The sequence below is a fragment of the Streptomyces sp. NBC_00237 genome, assembly GCF_026342435.1.
Classification (GTDB): Bacteria; Actinomycetota; Actinomycetes; order Streptomycetales; family Streptomycetaceae; genus Streptomyces.
In genome coordinates this window covers 161,269-180,872 of the sequence record NZ_JAPEMT010000005.1, presented here as the reverse complement: position 1 = coordinate 180,872, position 19,604 = coordinate 161,269, and the positions used below count along the sequence as shown (strand labels likewise).

Genomic DNA, 19,604 nt, shown 5'->3' with positions numbered 1-19,604 from the left:
AGCTTCCCCATGACCGCCCCCGACGAGGACGAGTTCGTCCACCCCGCCCGCATCCCCGCCGACGTCGCGAAGAGCGACCGGATCCTGGGCCCGCTGACCGCCCGCCAGACCGCGATCCTGACCGTCACTGGGCTTGTCCTGTACGGCGGTTACTGGGCCACCCGCACCCTCATGCACCCCTTCGCCTACGCCGCCCTCATCACCCCCATCGCCCTGGTGATCACAGTGATCGCGGTGGGCCAGCGAGACGGCATCGGCCTGGACCACCTCCTGGCAGCCGCCGTCCGCTTCCACCGCTCCCCCAAGCGCCACGTCCACGCTCCCGAAGGCATCCCCGCCCTCCCGCACCCGGTCCCGCCCGCATGGCGCACCCAGACCGGCCGTACCCCAGCAGCCCTCCGCTTGCCCTGCCGCGACGTGTCGCAGACCGGAACCCTGGACCTCGGCCGAGACGGCCACACCGCCCTCGCCGTGTGCTCAACGCTGAACTTCGCGCTGCGGACCGGCGGTGAGCAGCAGGCACTGACCGAGGCGTTCGCCCGCTGGCTGAACTCCCTCACCGGCCCCACCCAGCTCCTGGTCCGCGCCCACCGCCTGGACGTGGCCCCGCTCGTCGAGGACCTCACCGCCACCGCCCCGACTCTCCCCCACCCGGCCCTGGAACAAGCGGCCCTGACCCACGCCGCCTTCCTCGACACCCTGGCCGCCGACCGCGACCTGCTCACCCGCCAAGTCCTGCTCGCCACCCACGAACCCACCACCTCCGGCGCGCCTCGCGCCTCCCACCGTCTTGCCGAAGCCGCCCGCGCGCTGGAAGCCGCCGAGATCACCGTCACCGCGCTCGACCACCAGGGCGCCGGTGAGGTGCTGCGGCTGGCCGCCGACCCCGAGGCCACCTCACTGGAAGGGGCCTTTTGATGTTCCGTACGCTGCGCCGCCGCACCGCCCCTCAACCGGCCACGGATGCGGGTGAAGTGCTGGCCGCGATGGGCCCGGAGGCCGTCGAGGTGCACGCCCGCACGCTCGCCGTCGGCGGCTACCTCGCCGCGACCCTGGTGGTCACCGGGTATCCGGCCGAGGTCGTCCCCGGCTGGCTCGACCCGCTCCTGACCTACCCCGGGCGCCTGGACGTCGCCCTGCACATCGAACCGGTCGCCAGCGCCCTGGCCGCCCACCAGCTGAAGAAGCAGCGGGCCCGCCTGGAGTCCTCCCGCCGCACCGGCATGGACAAAGGCCGCCTGGACGACCCGGACACCGAGGCCGCCGCGGCGGACGCCGCCGAGCTGGCGTACCGGATCGCCCGCGGCGAGGGAAAGCTCTTCCGCGTCGGCCTCTACCTGACCCTGTACGCGCCCAGCGAGGAAGAGCTGGGCGACGAGGTGGCATCGGTGCGCGCGCTCGCCGAGTCCCTCCTGGTGTCCACTGCTCCGGCCACCTACCGGGCGCTGCCCGGCTGGCTCGCCACCCTGCCCCTCGGTCTCGACACCCTGAAGGTGCGTCGCACCTTCGACACCGAAGCCCTCGCCACCTGCTTCCCCTTCGCCTCCCCCGACCTGCCCGCCGAGATCGCCATGTCCTCGGGCGGGGTGCTCTACGGGCTCAACACCTCCAGCGATTCCCTGGTGTTGTGGGACCGCTTCGCCCAGGACAACTACAACTCGATCACCCTCGCCCGCTCCGGGGCCGGCAAGTCGTACCTGACGAAACTGGAACTGTTGCGGCTGCTGTTCACCGGCACCGAGGCGATGGTCATCGACCCGGAGGACGAGTACGTCCGCCTCGCCGAGGCGGTCGGCGGCAGCGTCATCCGCCTCGGCGACCCGACGGTGCGGCTCAACCCCTTCGACCTGCCCGCCCACGCCGATGCGTCCGCGAACGTACTGACGCGGCGGGTGCTGTTCCTGCACACCTTCCTGTCCGTCCTGCTCGGCACGGACCTCGACGCGGCGCAGCGGGCGGTGCTCGACAGGGCGGTCCTGGCGACCTACCAGCAGGCCGGCATCACCGACGACGCCCGCACCTGGTCACGCCCCGCTCCGCTGCTGGCCGACCTCGCCGCCCAGCTCACCTCCATGGGCGAGGAAGCCGCCCAGAGTCTGGCCGTACGCCTTGATCCGTACGTGAACGGCTCGCACCGCCAGCTCTTCGCCGGGCCGACCACCACCCGCCCCACCGGGCACCTCGTGGTGTTCGCCCTGCGGGAGATCCCGGACGAGCTGAAGCCCGCGAGCATGCTCCTGGCCCTGGACGCGATCTGGCGGCAGGTCGCCCACAGCGGCGTACGGCGCAGGCGGCTCGTGGTCGTCGACGAGGCGTGGACGCTGATGCGCTACGGGCCCGGGGCGCAGTTCCTGTTTCGGATGGCCAAGGCCGCCCGCAAGCACTGGGCCGGGCTCGCCGTCGTCACCCAGGACGGCGACGACGTCCTGGGCTCGGACCTCGGGCGGGCGATCGTCTCCAACGCCGCCACCCAACTCCTCCTGCGCCAGGCCCCGCAGGCCATCGACACCATCGCCTCCGCTTTCCACCTCTCGCGCGGCGAACGCCACCACCTGCTCTCCGCACCCCGGGGCTGCGCACTCCTGCTGTCCGGGCGTACGAAGATCTCCTTCACCCCCGTCGCCTCCGAGGCCGAGCACGCACTGATCACGACCGACCCGGTCGAACTGAAGGAAACCGCCGATGCGGCGGACGGCGCGGGGCGTGATCCGTACGGGCTGCCCGACCTGACGGAGCTCGAACCGTGAGCGCGGGCGGGCCGCTCGGCCACTTCCTCACCGACCCCGGGGCCTTCTGGACCGCCCTGGTCGACGGCGGCATCGGGCTTGTCGCCGGTACGTGGCCGTGGCTGGCCCCTGTGATCGCGTCCGGTGCTGGTGGAGCGGCACTCGTGCATGGCAAGGTACGCGCCCACCGGCAGCAGGCCTTCGCCGACGGCGCCCAGTTGGTCACGATCCTGGCCCCGCCCACCGTTTCGCCCAAGGGCGGCGAAGTCCTCTGGGCCCAGCTCTCGGGCCTGCTCCGCCCCTGGCACCAGCGCCTCCTGCACGGCCAGCCGCATCTCGGGTTCGAGTACGCCTGGAACACCCACGGCCTGACCGTACGCATGTGGCTCCCCGGCACCCTGCCCACCGCCCTCGTACGGCGCGCGGTCGAGGCCGCTTGGCCCGGCGCCCACACCACCCTCACCACTGCGACCAAGCCCTTCCCCGCCACGTACACCTGCACGGCCGGGGTGCTACGTCTGGCCCGCCCCGAAGTCCTGCCCCTGCGCACCGATCACAAGGAAGACCCCCTACGGCCGCTGCTCCAGGCGGCCACCGGGATGGCCGACGGCGAACACGCCCTCGTCCAGATCGTGGCCCGACCTGCTACCGGGGCCCGGCTGCGCCGTGCCCGCCACAGCGCACGCCGCCACAAGGCCGGCCACACCGGGCCGCGCCTGTCCGCCCTCTTCCGGCTGTTCGCCCACGCCCCGCAGCGCACCGCCCCCGCGCCCGCCGACCCGTCCCACGGGGCGGAGGTACGTCAGGGCGTCGGCAAGCTCACCGGCCCGCAGTGGGACGTCCAGATCCGTTACGCCGTCGCCTGCCCGTCCAAGCCCCCCGGCGGCGAAGCCCGGCTGCGCGGAAGGGCCCACGCGCTGGCCTCCGCGTTCGCCCTGTACGCAGCCCGCAATTGGCTGGCCCGCCACCGTCTCCGTACCCCTCAACCACTCCTTTCCGGACGGCACTTCACCGGCCGCGGCGACCTGCTGTCCGTGCCCGAACTCGCCGCTCTGGCCCACCTTCCCGCCGACGCGGACGCCCCCGGTCTGGCCCGCGCCGGGGCCCGCTCGGTGGCCCCACCCCCGGGTGTCCCGCAGCCCGGCCCCGGCGTCAAACCGCTCGGTCACGCCGACACGGGCACCCGCCGCCCCGTCGGCCTCGCCGTCGCCGACGCCCGCCAGCACCTCCACCTCATGGGCGCCACCGGCTCCGGCAAGTCCACCCTGATCGCCCACCTCGTCCTCGACGACGTCGCCCACGGACGCGGCGCGATCGTCGTCGACCCCAAGGGCGACCTGATCACCGACCTCCTGCACCGCCTCCCCGCCTCCTGCGCGGACCGCCTGGTGGTCATCGACCCCGACGACGTACACACCCCGCCCTGCCTCAACGTCCTGGACGGCGACGACATCGACGTCGTCGTCGACAACATCACCGGCATCTTCCGCCGCATCTTCACCGCGTTCTGGGGCCCGCGCACCGACGACATCATGCGCGCCGCCTGCCTCACCCTCCTACGCCACGCCCAGGCCACCAACCGCCTGGTCACACTCGCCGACATCCCCCGCCTGCTCGGCGAGAGCGCGTACCGCATCCGCATGATCCCCACCATCAAGGACCCCGTCCTGCGCGGCTTCTGGACCTGGTACGAATCCCTCTCCGAGCCCTCCCGGGCCGCTGTTGTCGGGCCGATCATGAACAAGCTCCGCGCGTTCCTGCTGCGCTCATTCGCCCGCCAGGCCATCGCGTCCGGGGAATCCACCTTCCACCTGCCCGACGTCCTCGACGGCGGCATCCTGCTCGCCCGCCTCCCCAAGGGGGCGCTCGGCGAGGAGACCACCCGCCTGCTCGGCTCGTTCATCGTCGCCAAGACCTGGCAGGCCGCCTCCGCCCGCGCCCGCACTCCCGAAAAGGACCGCATCGACGCCTCCCTCTACGTCGACGAAGCCCACAACTTCCTCACCCTCCCCTACCCCCTGGAGGACATGCTCGCCGAGGCCCGCGGCTACCGCCTCGCCATGAAACTGGCCCACCAGCACCTCGCCCAGCTCCCCCGCGACCTGCGCGAAGGCATCTCCGCGAACGCCCGCAACAAGGTCTTCTTCAACACCTCCCCCGAAGACGCGAACGCCCTGGAACGCCACACCCTGCCCACCCTCGGTGCCCACGACCTCTCCCACCTCGGCCCCTACCAGGCCGCCGCCCACCTGCTCGCAGACGGTGCGGAGACCAGCGCCTTCACCCTCACCACCCAACCCCTGCCACCCGCCATCCCCGGCCGCTCAACCGAACTGCGGGCCGCTGCCGCCCGCCGAGTCGGCGGCACCACCAGCCGCTCCGCCTACCTCCCCCTGTGACCGACTCAAGGGAATCCAGATCATGCCCACGACAGATCCACACCCCAACCCGGGTTACGTTCCCCGGGCCGCCTCCCGCCGACGCCGCCCCGCTCAGCCGTCGCGGGCCCGCACCGACCTCGCCCAGCTCGCCACCCGCCTCACCCCACGCGACCTCTGGCTCATCCGCATGCTCCACGAGCACAAGGTCCTCACCTCACACCACATCACCGCACTCGCCTTCACCGGCCACCGCACCGCCAACCGCCGCCTGCGCGAGCTCTACTTCATGGGCGTCCTCGACTCCTTCCGCCCACTGCGCACCCGCGGCTCCGCCCCCGAGCACTACACCCTCGGCCGTGCCGGAGCCGAACTCCTCGCCGCCCAAGCCGGAGTCGACCTCCCCGCCACCGGCTGGCGCAAGGACAACTGCGCCAGCGTCGCCTTCTCCCCCACCCTCGACCACACCCTCGGCGTCAACACCCTCCTCACCCACCTCGCCACCCACACCACCACCCGTCTCCCCGTCTGGCTCTCCGAGCGCTCCGCCACCCGCCTCTGGGGCGACTGGGTACACCCCGACGCCTACGCCCACACCACCGCCCCCGACGCAACCCGCCTCCTCCCCTGCTTCCTGGAGTACGACACCGGCTCCTACAACCTCGCCCGCCTGGAGGCCAAACTCCCCGGCTACGCAGCCCTCGCCGCCACCACCGCCACCCGCACCCCGCTCCTCATCCACACGGCCGGCACCCGCCGCGAAACCGCCCTGCGCCACCGCCTCGCCGACACCGCCGACCGCCTCGACCTCCCCATCGCCACCAGCAACACCCAACTCGGCACCCCCACCCACCCCATCTGGCTCCCCCTGAACCCGTCTCCTGCCGGGCGGCTCACCCCAACCCAACTTGCCGCTCACTGGCCCGACATCACCCCCGCCCTCACCGACACCAGCCTCCTGCCCGCCCCCGCCACCGTCTCCGGCCGCAACGCACCACTTCCCTGGCACCCCACGCCGCCCCGCCCGCCGGTCCCCGGCTCAGCATGAGCGCACCCGCCAGAGCAGCGGGCGGCATCGGCTGCGCCGTCGTCGCCCTGCCGCTGCTCGCCCTACTCGTCATCACCGCCGCCGTCGGCTCCTTGTTCCCCGGCGGAGGCGGCGCCTCGGCCGCGCCAAGCGCGCACGCCACAGCGGACATCCCGGCACCGATGCTCGCCCTGTACCAGCGGGCCGCACCGGAGTGCCCCGGCCTGTCGTGGACCGTGCTCGCCGCGATCGGGAAGGTCGAGACGAACCACGGACGGCACCCGACGATGATCTCCAGCGCGGGCGCGGTGGGGCCGATGCAGTTCCTGCCGAGCACGTTCCCCCTGTACGCCTACCCGGTGCCGCCGGGCGGGAAGAAACCGCCCACCCCCTGGGACCCCGTCGACGCGGTCTTCGCCGCCGCACGCCTGCTCTGCGCCAACGGCGCACAGGACGGGAAGAACCTGCGCCGGGCGATCTGGCACTACAACCACAGCAACGCCTACGTGAACCAGGTCCTGAAGATCGCCGACGAGTACGCCTCCCAAGTAGCCCCGCCCACCGGGGCGGCGGGCACGGCGGTGGCGTTCGCCCGCGCCCAGCTCGGCACCCCCTACGTCTGGGGCGGCGACGGCCCGGCCGAGGGCGGCTTCGACTGCTCCGGCCTGACCAAAGCCGCCTACGCCGCCGCAGGCATCACCCTGCCCCGCGTCGCCAACGACCAGTACCAGGCCACCCCCAAAATCCCCGCCGGACAGCCGCTACTCCCCGGCGACCTCGTCTTCTACGGCACCCCCGGCCGCATCCACCACGTCGGCCTCTACATCGGCAACAACCAGATGATCAACGCCCCCAACCGCCACTCCCTCGTCCGCGTCGAGGACTACCGGTGGAAGGACTACTACGCCGCCACCCGCCCCACCGCCCGAGGCGCTACACAGTGAGCGCGCCCACCCCAGCCGAGGCCCAGGCCCTGCTCACCGCACTCACCCGGGCGCTGGCCGGGGTGGCCGCCCTCGCCCTGGTATTCACTGCGGTCAACGTCACCCTGTTCGCCACCAGCCGGGGCGTGCCGTGGCCGATCGCCCTGCTCCTGGATCCGATGGTCGCCCTGGCACTGGCCGCGGTGCTGTACGCGGACGCCCGCCTCGCCGCCTGGAACCTCCGCCCACCCGCCTGGTCCTCCGCCCTGCGCTGGTTCACCGGCACCGCCGCGACCCTGATGAACACCTGGGAATCGATCTGGCCGACCGCACCGATCGGTTCGCCGACCGGGCCGTTCGGCTGGCCGACCGCTCCAGATCCGGCCGGGATCGTCCTGCACGGCGTACCGACCCTGCTGCTGGTCCTGCTGACCGAAACCACCGCCGCCTACCGCCGCACGGTCGCTCCACTGCTGGCACAAACCGACTCCACCGATCTGCGGACCTCCTCCGCGCCGCACGAGACCGAACCGGACAGGCCCGACCGATCCGGCGAACTCCCCTCCGCCGTCCACCCGTTGCCGGGCCCGCCCCTGTTGGGCATGCCCCCGCATCCGGCCCGTTCCGGTACGCCGTCCGAACCATGCGCGCCGGAGCCCGGGCGGGGCGCCAGCGGGCCCCCCACGGGCCCCGACCCGCACGACGACAACCGTCCGGCCGACCGGGACCGACCGATCGGCGACGGGCCGACCGACACCGATCTGTGGGAGCGGGCCCGCGCACTCGACACAGCGGCACGCGCCACCACCGGGCGGCCGGTCAGCGCATGGCGGCTGCGCACCGATCTGCACATCGGCCCGACCCGCGCCGAACAGATCCGCGCCCAGCTCCTTACCGACCGGCCGACCGACCCATCGCCCGCCACAGACCCGCCACCGCTCTCTTGACCGGCCGCAACACGTCTGACCGGCCCGTATCCCAACCACCCCGCCGCGGGCTTGACTTGATCGGCAAGCGGAGCGTCCATGGTGGTCGCTGGAACGGGCACACACCGCGCCGTACACGCCGCCCGTACCGGCAACCGTGACCCCACGCTCTCTGCACACGGTCACACCCCCGGCCGGGGACCCCTTCATCCGCACCACCGGGAAGAACGAGGCCCCACCATGACCAAAACCCCGCACCCCACCCCCCGCACCCTGCACGCCGTCCCCGAACCGCCCACCGCCGCCGAGCCGTTGACTGGCCTCACCGGTGCGCCTGCCGCCCTGTTCACCGAACTCGCCGCCCTCACCGAACCGGCCACCACCGCCGAACTCGCCCTCGCCGCCGGCCTCGGCCGCTCCACCGCCGGAAAGGCCCTCGTCACCCTCGAACAGCACGGACTCGCCACCCGCATCCCCGGCGGACACGACGGCCCCCGCCGCACCCCCGACCGCTGGCACACCACTCCTACCCCGAACACGGGAACAACCCCCGAGGCTGCAGCGGCCGACACCGCCGTACCGGGCACGGCACACCCGACCCCCGCCCCTGCCACCGACACCATCCACACTCCGAACACCAGCGAAGCCCGTATCCCCAACCTGCCCTCCCCGGACACCAGCAACAGCGACGAGCCCCAGCCCACCGCACCCACTGGCACCCCCGACTCCGGTATTCAGCAGACTGCTCCCACCCCCATGCCCGCCGGCAGCGACTCCCCGCGCCTGGCTCCGGCCGAACCGGCGACCGCCTCCGCCCTGGCCGTGGGCTCCGGCCCGACCGACGCCCGCGAAACCCCGAACACCGCTGAGTCCACGTCCCCCACCGCAGCACAGGGAAGCACCCGTCCCGCCCCCGCCGACCCCACCCCGGCCCTCGTGGCCGCGCCTGAGGCGGCGTCCACGGACGGCAAGCGCCTCGCACCGGGCGGTCTGCGCCAGATGGTCATCGACCACCTCACCGCCCACCCCGCCGAAGCCTTCACCGCCACCAAGATCAGCCGCGCCATCGACCGCTCCTCCGGAGCCATCGCCAACGCCCTGGTCTCCCTGGTCAAGCAGGGGCTCGCCGAGCAGGTCACCGACCGCCCCCGCACCTACCGCACTACTACCGCCCCCGGCACCGCCGGATAACCCCCTACTTGCCACGCACCGGGCTGGCGTCCCCCGTACACACGGGGGGTGCCAGCCCGGCTGTGCCTGCACACTGGAAGCCCCGAATGCCCGACGCCCATGACGGCGTTCTCCCGGCCCCGGCCGTAGACCACCCTCCCCTCCCCGGCCATCGGTGCCCCTGCGGAAGGCGGTTTCGTCACTCGTCGTCGCCCGGGGCGCGTTCGGGCAGGACGGTGCCGTCCTCAGTGAGGACGGGGTGCAGGCGCATCGGGTCCTGCATGTTGACATCAGACGGACGGGGCCCTTCGGGACCGTCCGGGCCCCAGCGCACCAACCGGCGGCAACGGCCGATCCGGTGGACGGCGCCCAGAACCGTGAGCTGATCGAGACGGCCCGCGCGCAGCCGGTCGGAGGCCTGTGCGTAAGCCGCCAGCTCGGAGCCCGGCTCGGCGGTGCCCGCGGCCACGCACGTCCGGGCATCGGTGTGCAGGTTGTCGGCATCGATGGGGATGAGACCACGCTGGCGCGGCTGCCAGTACGTCAGGGAGAAGTCGAGGCTCTTGCGGGCGTCCTGGGCACGGGCATGCAGGCACCCGGCGGGCGTCCATCCGGCATCGCTCTGCTGCACGATCCGGAACGCCGCGGGCAGCAGGAGGACGTCGGGATGGGTCTCCAGGGCCCGGAGCGCGTCGGACAGTACCTCGGCCGGGAAACGGGAACCGGTATACGCCAGACCACGCAGGGCCAGCTGTTCCGCCGCCTGCGAGGGAGTGACCGGCGCGTCCGGGTCCAGAACCAGACCACCGTCCACCTTCGCTGTCTCGGCCTCCCGGCTCCAGTCAGCGGCCACCGGCTCCGGATCGGTCGGGCGGGGCCGCTCGATCCCGTCCGCCCCCGTACCGGCGTACTCCTCGGCACGAATGATCCGGTACCGGGACCCGAGCACGGTCAGCTCATCGACACGCTCGACCTCCAGACGGGCGACCGCCGCCAGCAACTCCCGCCGCTCGTCACGGTCCTTGGCCTCGTCCTTCGCCCAGAACCACAACAACGAGTTCAGACCGTCGCGCGCCTGCTGCGGGCAGCCCTCCACCACCGCGCGCACCACCCGCCAGCGCGGGCCGTCCTCCGCACCCTGCACGGCCACCCCGAACAGCGGTCCGCGTACCGCCACGTCACCGGCCCGGACCATCGCATCCACCGCGTCGGCCTCGACGGCGGCTTCCACCGGCTCCCGTGGCACCCGCACCACCATCGGCCGCCGCCCCTGGCCCACGTTCTTTCCCTGCTCGTACTCCATGCGTTCATCCTGCCCACCCCGACACCGCACCGGCACCGAATCCCCAACTCCTCCATCGTCCAAGTCTGTTCAACGCCATGACAGGGAAGACACGTTGGGAACCATTCGCAGCAGGGGTGTGTCCCTCCCTCCTCCCCCCGGGGAGGGGCAGACCGAGGAGGAGGGCGGGCGTGACCGAATCGGTCAGTGTGGTCATCGCAGGGCTGGCCGCCGGCGTCGCAGTGTGGGCGACACTCTGGGCGCGCCGTTCCGCACTGTGGGCACGCCGTGCGGCAGCAGGGGCGTACACCCACGCGGCCTTCGAGCTCGCCCGCAGTCTGCACACGGACCTGACGAGCGGAAGCACCGCACAGGCCCGTGACGTGCTGGAGCACTTCCGCACCCACACCGGCTACCGTGCGCATGCGCGGTCCGAGGTGCACACGGTTCTGGAGGCGTACTTCGCCCTGCTGTGGTGTTTCGAGCGCATCCTCGTCGGCCGGCGCAGCCTGACCGGGCAGCAGAAGTGGAACGACACCGCCCCCGCCGTGGCATTCCTCGACGGCCTGGTCGCCTGGCACCTGGTGCGGTGGGCGGAGCGCTGGCTGGAGATCCGTGACGCCCTCAAGGACCCCCTGCGCATCCCGGACCTGCGCGACCACGACTCACTGACCAGCTTCTGCGACTTGGTCGACGACGTCGCGGGCCCCAACCCGCACACCGTTCGGCTTCGCGAACTCATCCGCACCGAACGGGCCCGCGGAATCGGCCTCGCCTGACGGCCGGGCCGGTCTCTTCGCCTCGACCCCCGTCAGTCGCGACCGGGCCTCCAGCAGCAGAAACCACCGGACGTCAGGGGCCTGTGGGCTCCAGGGATTCGCGGTCGGTGCTGACCAGGCTGTGATGGACCCAGCCGGTGAGGCCGGTCTTGTTCATCTTGACCTTCATCCAGGTGATGGTGCGGTCGTAGTCATAGCCGGTGCACTTCGCGCCCCGGTAGACGACGCCGAGGGCGGTGGCCTTGGCGTTCGGCTGGGCGCGGACGACGGCGGAGGAGCCGGTGATGTGGCACCACGGGTCCCCGCCCCGCACCGCGTGCACACCCTGCGGGGTCCCGGCAGGGGTGGGGGCGGCGGCAGCCGCTCCGGTGGCGCACAGCAGGGCGGCGGCGAGCGTGGCGGTGGCCAGGCGGGCGGTGATGGTGGTGGGCATGGCGGCACTCCCGGGAGCTGGTCAAGGGTGGGTGGTGCCCGGTCCAACGACACAGCCGGTCAAACGGGTTGAAGATCCACACCTTGGAGGGAGCGCTGCCCTGCCCGGGTGACGGCGCGGCACCGTCGCGGCCGTTGCGGCCCGGCAGGGGTGGAGTGGCTGTGTCCCGCCGGTCGTGACCGACGGGGCACAGGGCTGGTGGTGTGGGGGTCAGTTGGTGGTGACGGTGGTTGGGGTGTTGGTGAGGTGGTGGGTGCGCAGGAGGTGGAGTTCGGCGAGGTAGCCCTTGGGGAAGGCGTTGAGGAGGGTGGCGATGGCGTTCAGGTAGGCGTCGGCTTGGCCGTGGGCGAGGCGGAGTTGTTCGTTGTGGCGGCTGAGGTGGTGCAGGGCTTCGGTGTCGAGGTGGTGGTCGGGGTTGGTAAGGCGGCGCAGTCCGGCCTGCTGGTTGGTGATGGTGCGGGTGAGGGTGGTGAGGGCCTGGTGCAGGCGCAGGATGCCGGTGAGGACGGGGTCGGAGGCAGCGCTGGCGCGGAGTTGGTCGAGGGGTTGTTTCCAGGCTTCGGTGATCAGGCGTTCGGCGTCGGTGAGGTAGCTGGTGCCGGCCATGGGGTGTGTCCTTCCGGGTGTGTGGGGTGGGTGGTGGGCGTTAGGGGCGTCGGCCGCATCCGGCATGTCCGCAGCCGCCGCAGAACCCGCCCGCCGTGCACGCGCACCCGCAGCCGCCCGCCTGACGGCGGCCCGTGACCCGGACGGGGGTGGGGGTGGGTTCGGGCAGGGGGATGACGGTGGGGGCGGTGCGGGTGGCGGCGGTGTCGAGGAGGCGGAGGCGGGCTGCGTGGGGGCGTTGGTCGAGGCGGGTCAGGAGGGTAGGCAGGGCGGGGTCGGTGAGGCCGGAGGGGTTCCATCCGGCGGCGTGGGCGAGGTGGAAGGCGGCTTCGGCCCAGAGCCAGGCGGTCTCGGAGGGGCGGGTCCCGCCGCAGGTCCGGGCGGTGGTGTCGACCGCGTTGTGCAGCAGGTCGGTGAGGGTGGGCTGTTCGGGGCCGGTGTGCTGGGCGAGGGTGTGGCGGGCGGCGTTCAGGGTGGTGTGAGCGAGGGTGCGGTAGCGGTCGTCGAGGACGGGCACGTGAGGACTCCTGGTGAGGTGGGGGGGGCCGGCGGTTCGGCCGGGTGTGCGGGTGGCGGGCCCTTCCGGGCGGGGCGTGCGGGGCACGGCTCCGCCCGGGGTGGTGGTCAGGGGCGGGGTTCGGTGGCGGTGGCCTGGCGGTAGGTGTCGAGGACCGCGCCGAGCTGGCGGAGCTGTTGGGCGGTGCGGGCGGCGAGCAGGTCGGTGTGGGGGCCGGAGGTGTTCAGGACGCCGTGCACGCTGGCGGGTCCGCCGTCGAGCGCACGGGTGAGCCGGTCACGGGCCTGGCGGGCAGCGTTCTGGAGCTGCTCGTGGAGGCGGTCGGCTTCCCGGGTGGTGATCCACAGCAGGTCGGCGAGGAGGGTGACCGGGGTTTGTGGGACCTGGTGGCGGCGGGTGCGCAGGAGGGTGTAACCGTCGTCGCCGAGGGCTGCCCGTATGGCGCTCTCGCCGGGGCCCGCCGTGCGGGCTCGGGGTGCGGTGGGGGTGGTGGGCGGGGTGAGTTTGAGGGTGCCGCGTACGCGGCTGGGCGGGTTGTTCATGACGTCGTACTCCGATGGGTGCGGGGGTGGGCCGGGGCCGCCTGCGTGCGGCCCCGGCGGGGGGTGGGTTAGAGGGTTTCGCCGTAGCGGCAGGTGTCGGTGTGGCCGGAGTCGAGCCAGAACGTGTCGGGCAGCCGGTCGGCGTGCAGGAGGTCTTCCGGGCGGTAGGGCGTGTGGGCGAGGTGGGTGCCCAGGTCGCCGAGGTGGCGGACTTCGGCGAGGGGGACGGGGTTGTTGCATGCGGGGCAGGGGCCGAGGAGTTCGAACGGTTCGTCGTCGTAGAGCGGGTTGCGGGCGAGGAAGGTGTACGTCCCCTGGGTGTCGGGGCAGGTGGCGGTGGCCAGGACCGGCTCGCCGGGGGCGGTGCGCCGTCGCAGGCGGTCACTGGTGGTGGTGATGTGGGTAAGGCCCAGGCCGAGGGCGGCGGACAGGCGGATCGCGGTGCGGGCCTGGTCTGCGCCCCGGTAGGGGCCGTACGGGCTGACGGCGGCGGTGTGGGTGATGAACACGGCGGCGGCGTGCGCGCGTTCGGCGAGGCTCGTCATGACAGGTCAGCTCTCTTTCCGGTGGTGTGCGGGTGGGAGGGGTGCCGCCCCGGGGGGGGGGCGGCACCGTGTGGCGGGCCTGGGGTCAGGCGGTGTGACGGGGCGTGCGCAGGGTGTTGAGGGGCTGGCCGTCTTTGGTGAGCCGCCAGAAGTGCCAGCCGTTGCGGATCGGGGGCACGTCGGGGTTCAGTGCCCGTACGACGGCGGCGCTGGCACCGCTGGGGGTTTTGTAGGGGCCGGGGGCGGGGCCGTCGGTGAGGGTCACGCTGCGGGTGTTCGGGTCGTACCTGCCGTGGATCCTCTGGCGGGCGTAGATCGCGTAGACGGACACCGTGTCCGGGGCGGGCGGCGGCGGGGTGGGCGCGGTGGTGCGGTAGGCGTCCAGGAGGCGCTGGATGGTGTGGGCGGGGGTGGTGTTCCAGGCCTGGGCCAGGAGGGCGAGCTGGGCGTGGGTGTGGGGGGACAGGTGCAGGGGCTGGCTGTCGGTCATGGCACGGAGCTCCAGAGGTGTTCGGGCGGGGTGGTGGGGTGGCCAGGGTCAGCGGGGGCGGGGCACGGTGCGGGCCCCGTGGTCGGGGGCGGGCAGGGTGGGGCGGGGTACGGGGGCGGGGTCGGTGAGGGCACGGCACAGGGCGGTGATCAGGTGGGCGGGGGTGGTGGGGGTGGCTTGGGCGTGCCAGAGGGTGGTGGCGTCGGTGGCGCGGCAGGCGGCGAAGACCCAGTTCCCGTCCGGTCCGCCCGGGGCGGGGGTGGGGGTGATGACGGCGGCCTGGTGGTCGGCGGGGTACCAGGTGTGTTCGGTGCCGATGTCGCACAGCCATCCGGCGGCGGCGAGCGGTGCGGTCGCCTCCGCCTGCGGGCCGCCGGGGGTCAGGTGGCGGGGTGTGCCGTGGGGGGTGGGGGTGGTGTCGGCGAGGGCTGCGGCGAAGGCGGCGGTCAGTTCCGGCGGGGTGGCGGGGCTGAACCGCGCCTCCCACAGCGGAGGGCCGCCCGGTGTGCGGAAGGCGGCGAACTCCCAGACCCCCGCCCGGTCCTGGCGGGGTGCGGCGGGGATGAGGCAGTCGGGGTGGTTGCCGGGGTGCGGGGTGAAGTGGCGGGCGGCGCAGGTGGCGCCCGGGTTCTGCAGGAGGTGCGGGTGCAGGGGGTGCGGGAACCATCCGGCGCAGGTCAGCACGTCGGCGACGGTGGTGACGGCGTGAGGGTCGGGGCCTGCGAGGTATACGGGGGCGATCAGGTACGGGGTGTGGTCGGGCACGGTGAACTCCCTGGGGTGCGTCATGGGTTAAGGAGGTTTCGGGGGCGGGGTTGTGCCACCTGACGGCCCCGGGGGCAGGGGTGGGGGTGTTGCCCCGGGGCCGGGCGGGGGGGGCGGGTCAGGTGCGGGTGGCGGCGAGGGCGGCGGTGGCGGCCCGGGTGATCGCGGGGATGGCCTGGGCGGGGTGGGTGAGGTTGAGGAGGGTGGCTCCGGGCAGGGGGCGGGTGTCCTCGTCGAAGCCGAGCCACAGCACCGCGCACCCGGCCCGGTGCAGGTGGGTGAGGCGGGCGGCGGCACGGGCGGCCTCGTCGGGGGCGTACCAGCCGTCGGAGGCGATCACCAGCAGGCGGCCCGTGCCCGGGCGGGACAACTCCAGTACGGCATCCAGGGCGTCCACGGTTTCGGCGAGGCGGTGTCCGCCCCCGGTGGCCTGGAACGTCGTCACCTGGGCCGGGGCGCCGCCGGGGAAGGTGAGGGCGGTCAGGGTGCGGTCGTAGGCGATCGTCGCGGAGCGGGAGTCAGGGTCGGTGAGCGCGGTGGCCTTCGCGAGGATCCAGGCCGCCGAGGCCATCGGGTCGGCGGCGTCCTGCATCGAGCCGGACACGTCGACCGCGATGCCCACCCGCAGCGGCGGGGTCGGGGTCGGGCGGTGGGTGGTGCGCACCCAGGGGGTGGCGGTCGGGGTGGCCCCGGCCGCCTTCTGGGCGTCCCGGGCCAGGGCCTGGCGCATGTTCAACCGGCCCGGCGGGGACGCCGACATCGTGACGGTGGCGGTGCGTTCCCGGTAGGCGGCGGCGCGCAATCCCCGGGCGAGCTGTCCGGCGGCGGCCTTCTCCTGCGGCGTGGGGGCGCGGGTCCCGATCACCGGTGACGTACCGCCCTGCTGGCGTCCGGTTCCGGGGGTGAACGGGGCAGCGCCGGGGGCGAACACCTTCTCGGCCGTGCGGGCCGCCTCCCGCTGCTGTGCCGCCTGTGCCGCCCGGGCCCGGGCGTGGGCCTCCCGTACCGCCTGCGCCCGGGCCCGGGCATGTGCCTCATCCGTCTCCTGTCCGGCGACCTCGGCGGTGATCTGGCCGATCACCTCGCCCAGGTCGGGCCCCGTCCCGCAGGCGGTGGGGGGCGGGGTGACCGGATCGGCCCCCAGCACCTGGCACCAGGCGGCGGCGTGGGCGAGCATGGCCTGCTCATCGGTGTCACTGGTGGTGTGCGCGGCGGCCCAGATGGTGGCGAGGGCGGTCAGGGTGTCCGCGCCGAGGACCGGCAGGAGGGCCTGCTCCAGGGGTTCGGTCTCCTCGGGGTCGAGGGTTCCGGCGTCCCTACGGGCCAGGATCAGCCCGGCCGCCACCCCGGCCTCCCACCGTCCGCCGCCCAACGGGCCGTGCAGGTCAGCCATGACCACCTGGTGGACGGTGGCGCGCAGGTAGGGGCGGTCCTGCGGACGGCGGCCCAGTTGGGCGCGCTCGGCCCGGGACTCCTCCAGGAGTTCGGCGGCCTGCCCCAGGGCGGTGCCCCGCACCGCAGGCGGGGGCATCCACTTCGTGTGCGCGGCGTGTGCGGCCTCGTGGATGAGGGCACCGTAGGCGACCGGGTAGCGGTCCTCGTCGCCGGGGCGTTCGGGGTGGATGGTGGCCGGGCGCACGGGGCCGAACAGGCCCTGGTGGAGTTCGAGTTCGGCGGTGGCGGGGAAGAACGCGGCCGGGGCCCCGGAGCGGGTGACTTCCTCGCAGGTGACCAGGACGTCGTTGCGGGCGGCGAGGTCGGGGAGGCGGTCGCCGAGGGCGGCGCTGATTCGGGCCCAGTGTTCGGCCGCCGGAGTCCGGGCGGGGAGGTGGGCGGGGCCGCCGTCGTCCTCCCACCGGGCCACCTCCAGCTCGGCGGCGGACAGTGAGGGCGGGGCGGGCGGGAGGTGGGCGGGGGCGAATCCGGGCATGACAGACCAGTCCCTTCACGGGGTGTACGGGATACGTCAGGGGTGGGGGTGGCCGGGGCCGGGGGCCGCCCGCGCACAGGGGGCGGGCGGGGCCCGGCCGGGCCGAAAGGGGGTGCGGGGTGGTTAGAGCTGGCGGCCCAGGGCCAGGGCGGTGACCGGGCGTCCGAGGATCTTGGAGACCAGGTCGGCTACGAAGTCCCGGTCTTCCAGGGGGGCCACGCCGACCAGGTTCGCGAAGGCGGTCTCCATGCCCAACACGTCGGAGATCTTCTGGAAGGCGAGCAACTCCCTTAGCTGCGGGGCCCAGCCGACCTCTCCGGCCTCCTGGGCGGAGGCCAGGCGGCGGGCGATGCGGACCGCCTTGGGCTGGATCTTCAAGGAGGCGGCCAGGTCGTAGTCGGAGCCCACCTGGATCTGCACACTGAACCGCGAGGACAACGCCTCGGTGAGGACCGCCCCGTGCACCCCGGGGTTGTGCCCCGCGATCACGTAGAACCCGTCCGCAGCGGTGATCGTCTCGCCCTTGTGCGCCTTGACCTGGATCTGTTTCCGCCCGTCCATCGCCGGATACAGGGCGGCCAGCACCTTCGGCGAGATGAGGGTCGCGTCGTCCAACAGGAGGGCGCGGCCCTCCTGCATGGCGGTGATCAACGGCCCGTAGACGAAGGTGTATCCGCCGCCGGGGTCCTGGGTGTACTCACCCACCAGGTCCCCGACCGTGGTGTCCCCGTCCCCCGCCACCGTGACCAGATCCGGAAACGCCGCCTCGATCAGGCTGGTCTTCCCGGTGCCCGGCGGCCCGTACAACAACACCGCCACCCCCGCCTCGCGGAGCTTCTGCAACGCCTCCACATCCGGCAACTGGGCGAGCGCACGCGGGTGGTAGGGCATCCCGTTGGGGCGCATTACCGGGTCGGGTCGCCCGCCCGGGGCGGGTTGCGGGGCGCTGGGGGCCGGGCGGGGGCGCGGCGGCCCGGCGGTCGGGGCGGGGGTGTGCTGGGCAGCCTGGGCGGTGGCGGGGGTGGCCCGGTACATGCGCGGCTTCGCACCGATCCGTTCCGCCTCGCCCCTGGTGACCAGGGTCTCGCAGGCGTTGCCCACCGCCCCGCCCGAGTGCCCCAGCGTGTGCGCCAGCTCGGTCACCGTGAACCCGACCTGCGGGCTGGCATCCAGCACCTGGGCAATCCGGGCCCGCAATTCCCCCGGCCGCGCCTTCCCACTGCTCGGGCCGGGCGGGGGCGCGGAGTTCACCGCAGGCGCGGCCGAGGGAGGAGCCGCAGGCGGGGGTGGCGGGGTGGCAGGTGGTGGGGCACCCGGGGGCGCGGCAGGAGGTGTCGTCATCACAGGGCCTTTCTGGGTGCGGGGCGGCGGAATCCTTTTCCGTAATTCCGGCCGCCTCGGGGCACACTCCACCCGTAAGCCTTTATAGGGGGAGTTCCCTTTCGGGTTTCACATTCCCCGGCTTCCCCGGGAACAATTCAAATATAGCTCGACCCAGGCGACGACCCAATAGGAATTCCGGCTTGATAATGCTGGAATTCTCGCGAATTCACGACCGCTTTTATCGTGAATTCCACAATGCACGACGCAATGCGTCGTACGCCCGCCCCGGAACGACCGAACCCCAGGCCCGCGCCACCTGCCGAAACGCCGGCAAAACCCGTATTCGAGTTCGCGTGCGAATCACCGGCACGGCGGCCCGGCACGGCGGCCCGGCACGGCGGCCCGGCACGGCGGCCCGGCACGGCGGCCCGGCACGGCGGCCCGGCACGGCGGCCCGGCACGGCGGCCCGGCACGGCGGCCCGGCACGGCGGCCCGGCACGGCGGCCCGGCACGGCGGCCCGGCACGGCGGCCCGGCACGGCGGCCCGGCACGGCGGCCCGGCACGGCGGCCCGGCACGGCGGCCCGGCACGGCGGCCCGGCACGGCGGCCCGGCACGGCGGCCCGGCACGGCGGCCCGGCACGGCGGCCCGGCACGGCGGCCCGGCACGGCGGCCCGGCACGGCGGCCCGGCACGGCGGCCCGGCACGGCGGCCCGGCACGGCGGCCCGGCACGGCGGCCCGGCACGGCGGCCCGGCACGGCGGCCCGGCACGGCGGCCCGGCACGGCGGCCCGGCACGGCGGCCCGGCACGGCGGCCCGGCACGGCGGCCCGGCGGCACCCTCGGCTCCGCCGGGGCACCGCCTCCCCCGGGAGGGCCTGGCGGGGGCCGGCAGCAAGGAAGCAGAGGGGGAAGGGAGAAGGAAGAGACAGAGAGGCACGGAATCAGCAGGCATACAGGTGAGCAGGCAGCGAGGGTCGCAGGGGAGTGAGCCGGGTCGGGGCGGGTTGCCGGCAGATCGGGACACATACCTGTACCGATATGCAGGCTGGCCCGGTCCACGTTGGCGGACCGGGCCGTGACCTGGGGTGATGCGGGTGCGGGGGTGCTCCGGTCCAAGCAGGACGCCGGACTCGACCCCCTTGGGAGGACGCCAGCGAGGACGAGGTGCTGGACTCGGTTTCGACGGATCTCCGTCAGCCGCAGTTGCCCTTGCCCGAGGGCTCGCCAGCGACCGTCTC

At 73.6% G+C, this 19,604-nt stretch carries 19 protein-coding genes; 9 read left to right on the top strand and 10 right to left on the bottom strand.

Annotation, left to right across the window (positions count from 1 at the left end; translation table 11 throughout):
- Window positions 1-9: 9 nt before the first annotated feature.
- From OG897_RS36655 to OG897_RS36625, 7 genes are all read left to right on the top strand, one after another.
- A complete protein-coding gene (locus tag OG897_RS36655) occupies window positions 10-918 on the top strand; it encodes a PrgI family protein (RefSeq protein ID WP_266664042.1) in 909 nt (302 codons plus the stop codon).
- Entirely contained in the window at window positions 918-2,747 is a 1,830-nt protein-coding gene (locus OG897_RS36650) for a VirB4 family type IV secretion system protein (protein WP_266664041.1), read from the top strand. Before OG897_RS36655 ends, OG897_RS36650 begins: the two co-directional genes overlap by 1 nt.
- A complete protein-coding gene (locus OG897_RS36645) occupies window positions 2,744-5,125 on the top strand; it encodes a type IV secretory system conjugative DNA transfer family protein (protein WP_266664039.1) in 2,382 nt (793 codons plus the stop codon). Before OG897_RS36650 ends, OG897_RS36645 begins: the two co-directional genes overlap by 4 nt.
- Before the next feature lie 22 nt (window positions 5,126-5,147).
- A complete protein-coding gene (locus OG897_RS36640) occupies window positions 5,148-6,152 on the top strand; it encodes a replication-relaxation family protein (RefSeq protein WP_266664037.1) in 1,005 nt (334 codons plus the stop codon).
- Window positions 6,149-7,075 carry a bifunctional lytic transglycosylase/C40 family peptidase gene (locus OG897_RS36635; RefSeq protein ID WP_266664035.1) on the top strand — a complete coding sequence of 309 codons (927 nt, stop codon included), beginning with the start codon at window positions 6,149-6,151 and terminating at the stop codon, window positions 7,073-7,075. Before OG897_RS36640 ends, OG897_RS36635 begins: the two co-directional genes overlap by 4 nt.
- Window positions 7,072-8,001, top strand: a complete 930-nt coding sequence (locus OG897_RS36630) for an extensin (RefSeq protein WP_266664033.1) — start codon at window positions 7,072-7,074, stop codon at window positions 7,999-8,001. The genes OG897_RS36635 and OG897_RS36630 overlap by 4 nt, the downstream gene beginning before the upstream one ends.
- A gap of 219 nt (window positions 8,002-8,220) precedes the next feature.
- The gene (locus OG897_RS36625; RefSeq protein ID WP_266664031.1) at window positions 8,221-9,171 is read left to right on the top strand and encodes a hypothetical protein; all 951 of its coding nucleotides are present in this window, start codon (window positions 8,221-8,223) and stop codon (window positions 9,169-9,171) included.
- A gap of 178 nt (window positions 9,172-9,349) precedes the next feature.
- Here the strand turns inward: OG897_RS36625 and OG897_RS36620 are convergent, their stop codons facing one another.
- Window positions 9,350-10,453, bottom strand: a complete 1,104-nt coding sequence (locus OG897_RS36620; protein WP_266664029.1) for a DUF5954 family protein — start codon at window positions 10,451-10,453, stop codon at window positions 9,350-9,352.
- A gap of 170 nt (window positions 10,454-10,623) precedes the next feature.
- Between OG897_RS36620 and OG897_RS36615 the strand changes: the two genes are divergently transcribed.
- Window positions 10,624-11,211: a hypothetical protein gene (locus OG897_RS36615; RefSeq protein WP_266664027.1), complete on the top strand. Its 588-nt coding sequence runs from the start codon at window positions 10,624-10,626 to the stop codon at window positions 11,209-11,211.
- Window positions 11,212-11,284: 73 nt separating this feature from the next.
- On the opposite strand, the gene OG897_RS36610 is transcribed toward OG897_RS36615, so the two are convergent.
- The 9 genes from OG897_RS36610 to OG897_RS36570 form a co-directional block, all read right to left on the bottom strand.
- The gene (locus tag OG897_RS36610; RefSeq protein WP_266664025.1) at window positions 11,285-11,644 is read right to left on the bottom strand and encodes an SH3 domain-containing protein; all 360 of its coding nucleotides are present in this window, start codon (window positions 11,642-11,644) and stop codon (window positions 11,285-11,287) included.
- Window positions 11,645-11,854: 210 nt separating this feature from the next.
- Window positions 11,855-12,250, bottom strand: coding sequence for a hypothetical protein (locus OG897_RS36605; RefSeq protein WP_266664024.1), 396 nt, complete (start codon window positions 12,248-12,250; stop codon window positions 11,855-11,857).
- A 40-nt stretch (window positions 12,251-12,290) separates the two neighbouring features.
- Window positions 12,291-12,767, bottom strand: coding sequence for a hypothetical protein (locus OG897_RS36600; protein WP_266664022.1), 477 nt, complete (start codon window positions 12,765-12,767; stop codon window positions 12,291-12,293).
- Window positions 12,768-12,874: 107 nt separating this feature from the next.
- Window positions 12,875-13,309 (bottom strand): hypothetical protein, encoded by a 435-nt coding sequence (locus OG897_RS36595; RefSeq protein WP_266664020.1) that lies wholly within the window; start codon window positions 13,307-13,309, stop codon window positions 12,875-12,877.
- Between the two features lie 68 nt (window positions 13,310-13,377).
- Window positions 13,378-13,854: a hypothetical protein gene (locus OG897_RS36590; RefSeq protein ID WP_266664018.1), complete on the bottom strand. Its 477-nt coding sequence runs from the start codon at window positions 13,852-13,854 to the stop codon at window positions 13,378-13,380.
- An 85-nt stretch (window positions 13,855-13,939) separates the two neighbouring features.
- Window positions 13,940-14,344 carry a hypothetical protein gene (locus OG897_RS36585; RefSeq protein WP_266664016.1) on the bottom strand — a complete coding sequence of 135 codons (405 nt, stop codon included), beginning with the start codon at window positions 14,342-14,344 and terminating at the stop codon, window positions 13,940-13,942.
- Between the two features lie 48 nt (window positions 14,345-14,392).
- Entirely contained in the window at window positions 14,393-15,133 is a 741-nt protein-coding gene (locus tag OG897_RS36580; RefSeq protein ID WP_266664014.1) for a DUF317 domain-containing protein, read from the bottom strand.
- A gap of 94 nt (window positions 15,134-15,227) precedes the next feature.
- A complete protein-coding gene (locus OG897_RS36575) occupies window positions 15,228-17,039 on the bottom strand; it encodes a VWA domain-containing protein (RefSeq protein WP_266664013.1) in 1,812 nt (603 codons plus the stop codon).
- 123 nt (window positions 17,040-17,162) lie between these two features.
- A complete protein-coding gene (locus OG897_RS36570) occupies window positions 17,163-18,215 on the bottom strand; it encodes an AAA family ATPase (protein ID WP_266664012.1) in 1,053 nt (350 codons plus the stop codon).
- 500 nt (window positions 18,216-18,715) lie between these two features.
- On the opposite strand from OG897_RS36570, the gene OG897_RS36565 reads away from it, so the two are divergent.
- Window positions 18,716-19,354 (top strand): hypothetical protein, encoded by a 639-nt coding sequence (locus OG897_RS36565; RefSeq protein ID WP_266664011.1) that lies wholly within the window; start codon window positions 18,716-18,718, stop codon window positions 19,352-19,354.
- Window positions 19,355-19,604: the final 250 nt, after the last annotated feature.

Coding starts and splice junctions, on each gene's coding strand:
- OG897_RS36580 (WP_266664014.1), bottom strand. CDS start 15,133: ATGACGCACCCCAGGGAGTTCACCGTGCCCGACCACACCCCGTACCTG.
- OG897_RS36585 (WP_266664016.1), bottom strand. CDS start 14,344: ATGACCGACAGCCAGCCCCTGCACCTGTCCCCCCACACCCACGCCCAG.
- OG897_RS36575 (WP_266664013.1), bottom strand. CDS start 17,039: ATGCCCGGATTCGCCCCCGCCCACCTCCCGCCCGCCCCGCCCTCACTG.
- OG897_RS36595 (WP_266664020.1), bottom strand. CDS start 13,309: ATGAACAACCCGCCCAGCCGCGTACGCGGCACCCTCAAACTCACCCCG.
- OG897_RS36590 (WP_266664018.1), bottom strand. CDS start 13,854: ATGACGAGCCTCGCCGAACGCGCGCACGCCGCCGCCGTGTTCATCACC.
- OG897_RS36640 (WP_266664037.1), top strand. CDS start 5,148: ATGCCCACGACAGATCCACACCCCAACCCGGGTTACGTTCCCCGGGCC.
- OG897_RS36650 (WP_266664041.1), top strand. CDS start 918: ATGTTCCGTACGCTGCGCCGCCGCACCGCCCCTCAACCGGCCACGGAT.
- OG897_RS36605 (WP_266664024.1), bottom strand. CDS start 12,250: ATGGCCGGCACCAGCTACCTCACCGACGCCGAACGCCTGATCACCGAA.
- OG897_RS36635 (WP_266664035.1), top strand. CDS start 6,149: ATGAGCGCACCCGCCAGAGCAGCGGGCGGCATCGGCTGCGCCGTCGTC.
- OG897_RS36610 (WP_266664025.1), bottom strand. CDS start 11,644: ATGCCCACCACCATCACCGCCCGCCTGGCCACCGCCACGCTCGCCGCC.
- OG897_RS36625 (WP_266664031.1), top strand. CDS start 8,221: ATGACCAAAACCCCGCACCCCACCCCCCGCACCCTGCACGCCGTCCCC.
- OG897_RS36620 (WP_266664029.1), bottom strand. CDS start 10,453: ATGGAGTACGAGCAGGGAAAGAACGTGGGCCAGGGGCGGCGGCCGATG.
- OG897_RS36655 (WP_266664042.1), top strand. CDS start 10: ATGACCGCCCCCGACGAGGACGAGTTCGTCCACCCCGCCCGCATCCCC.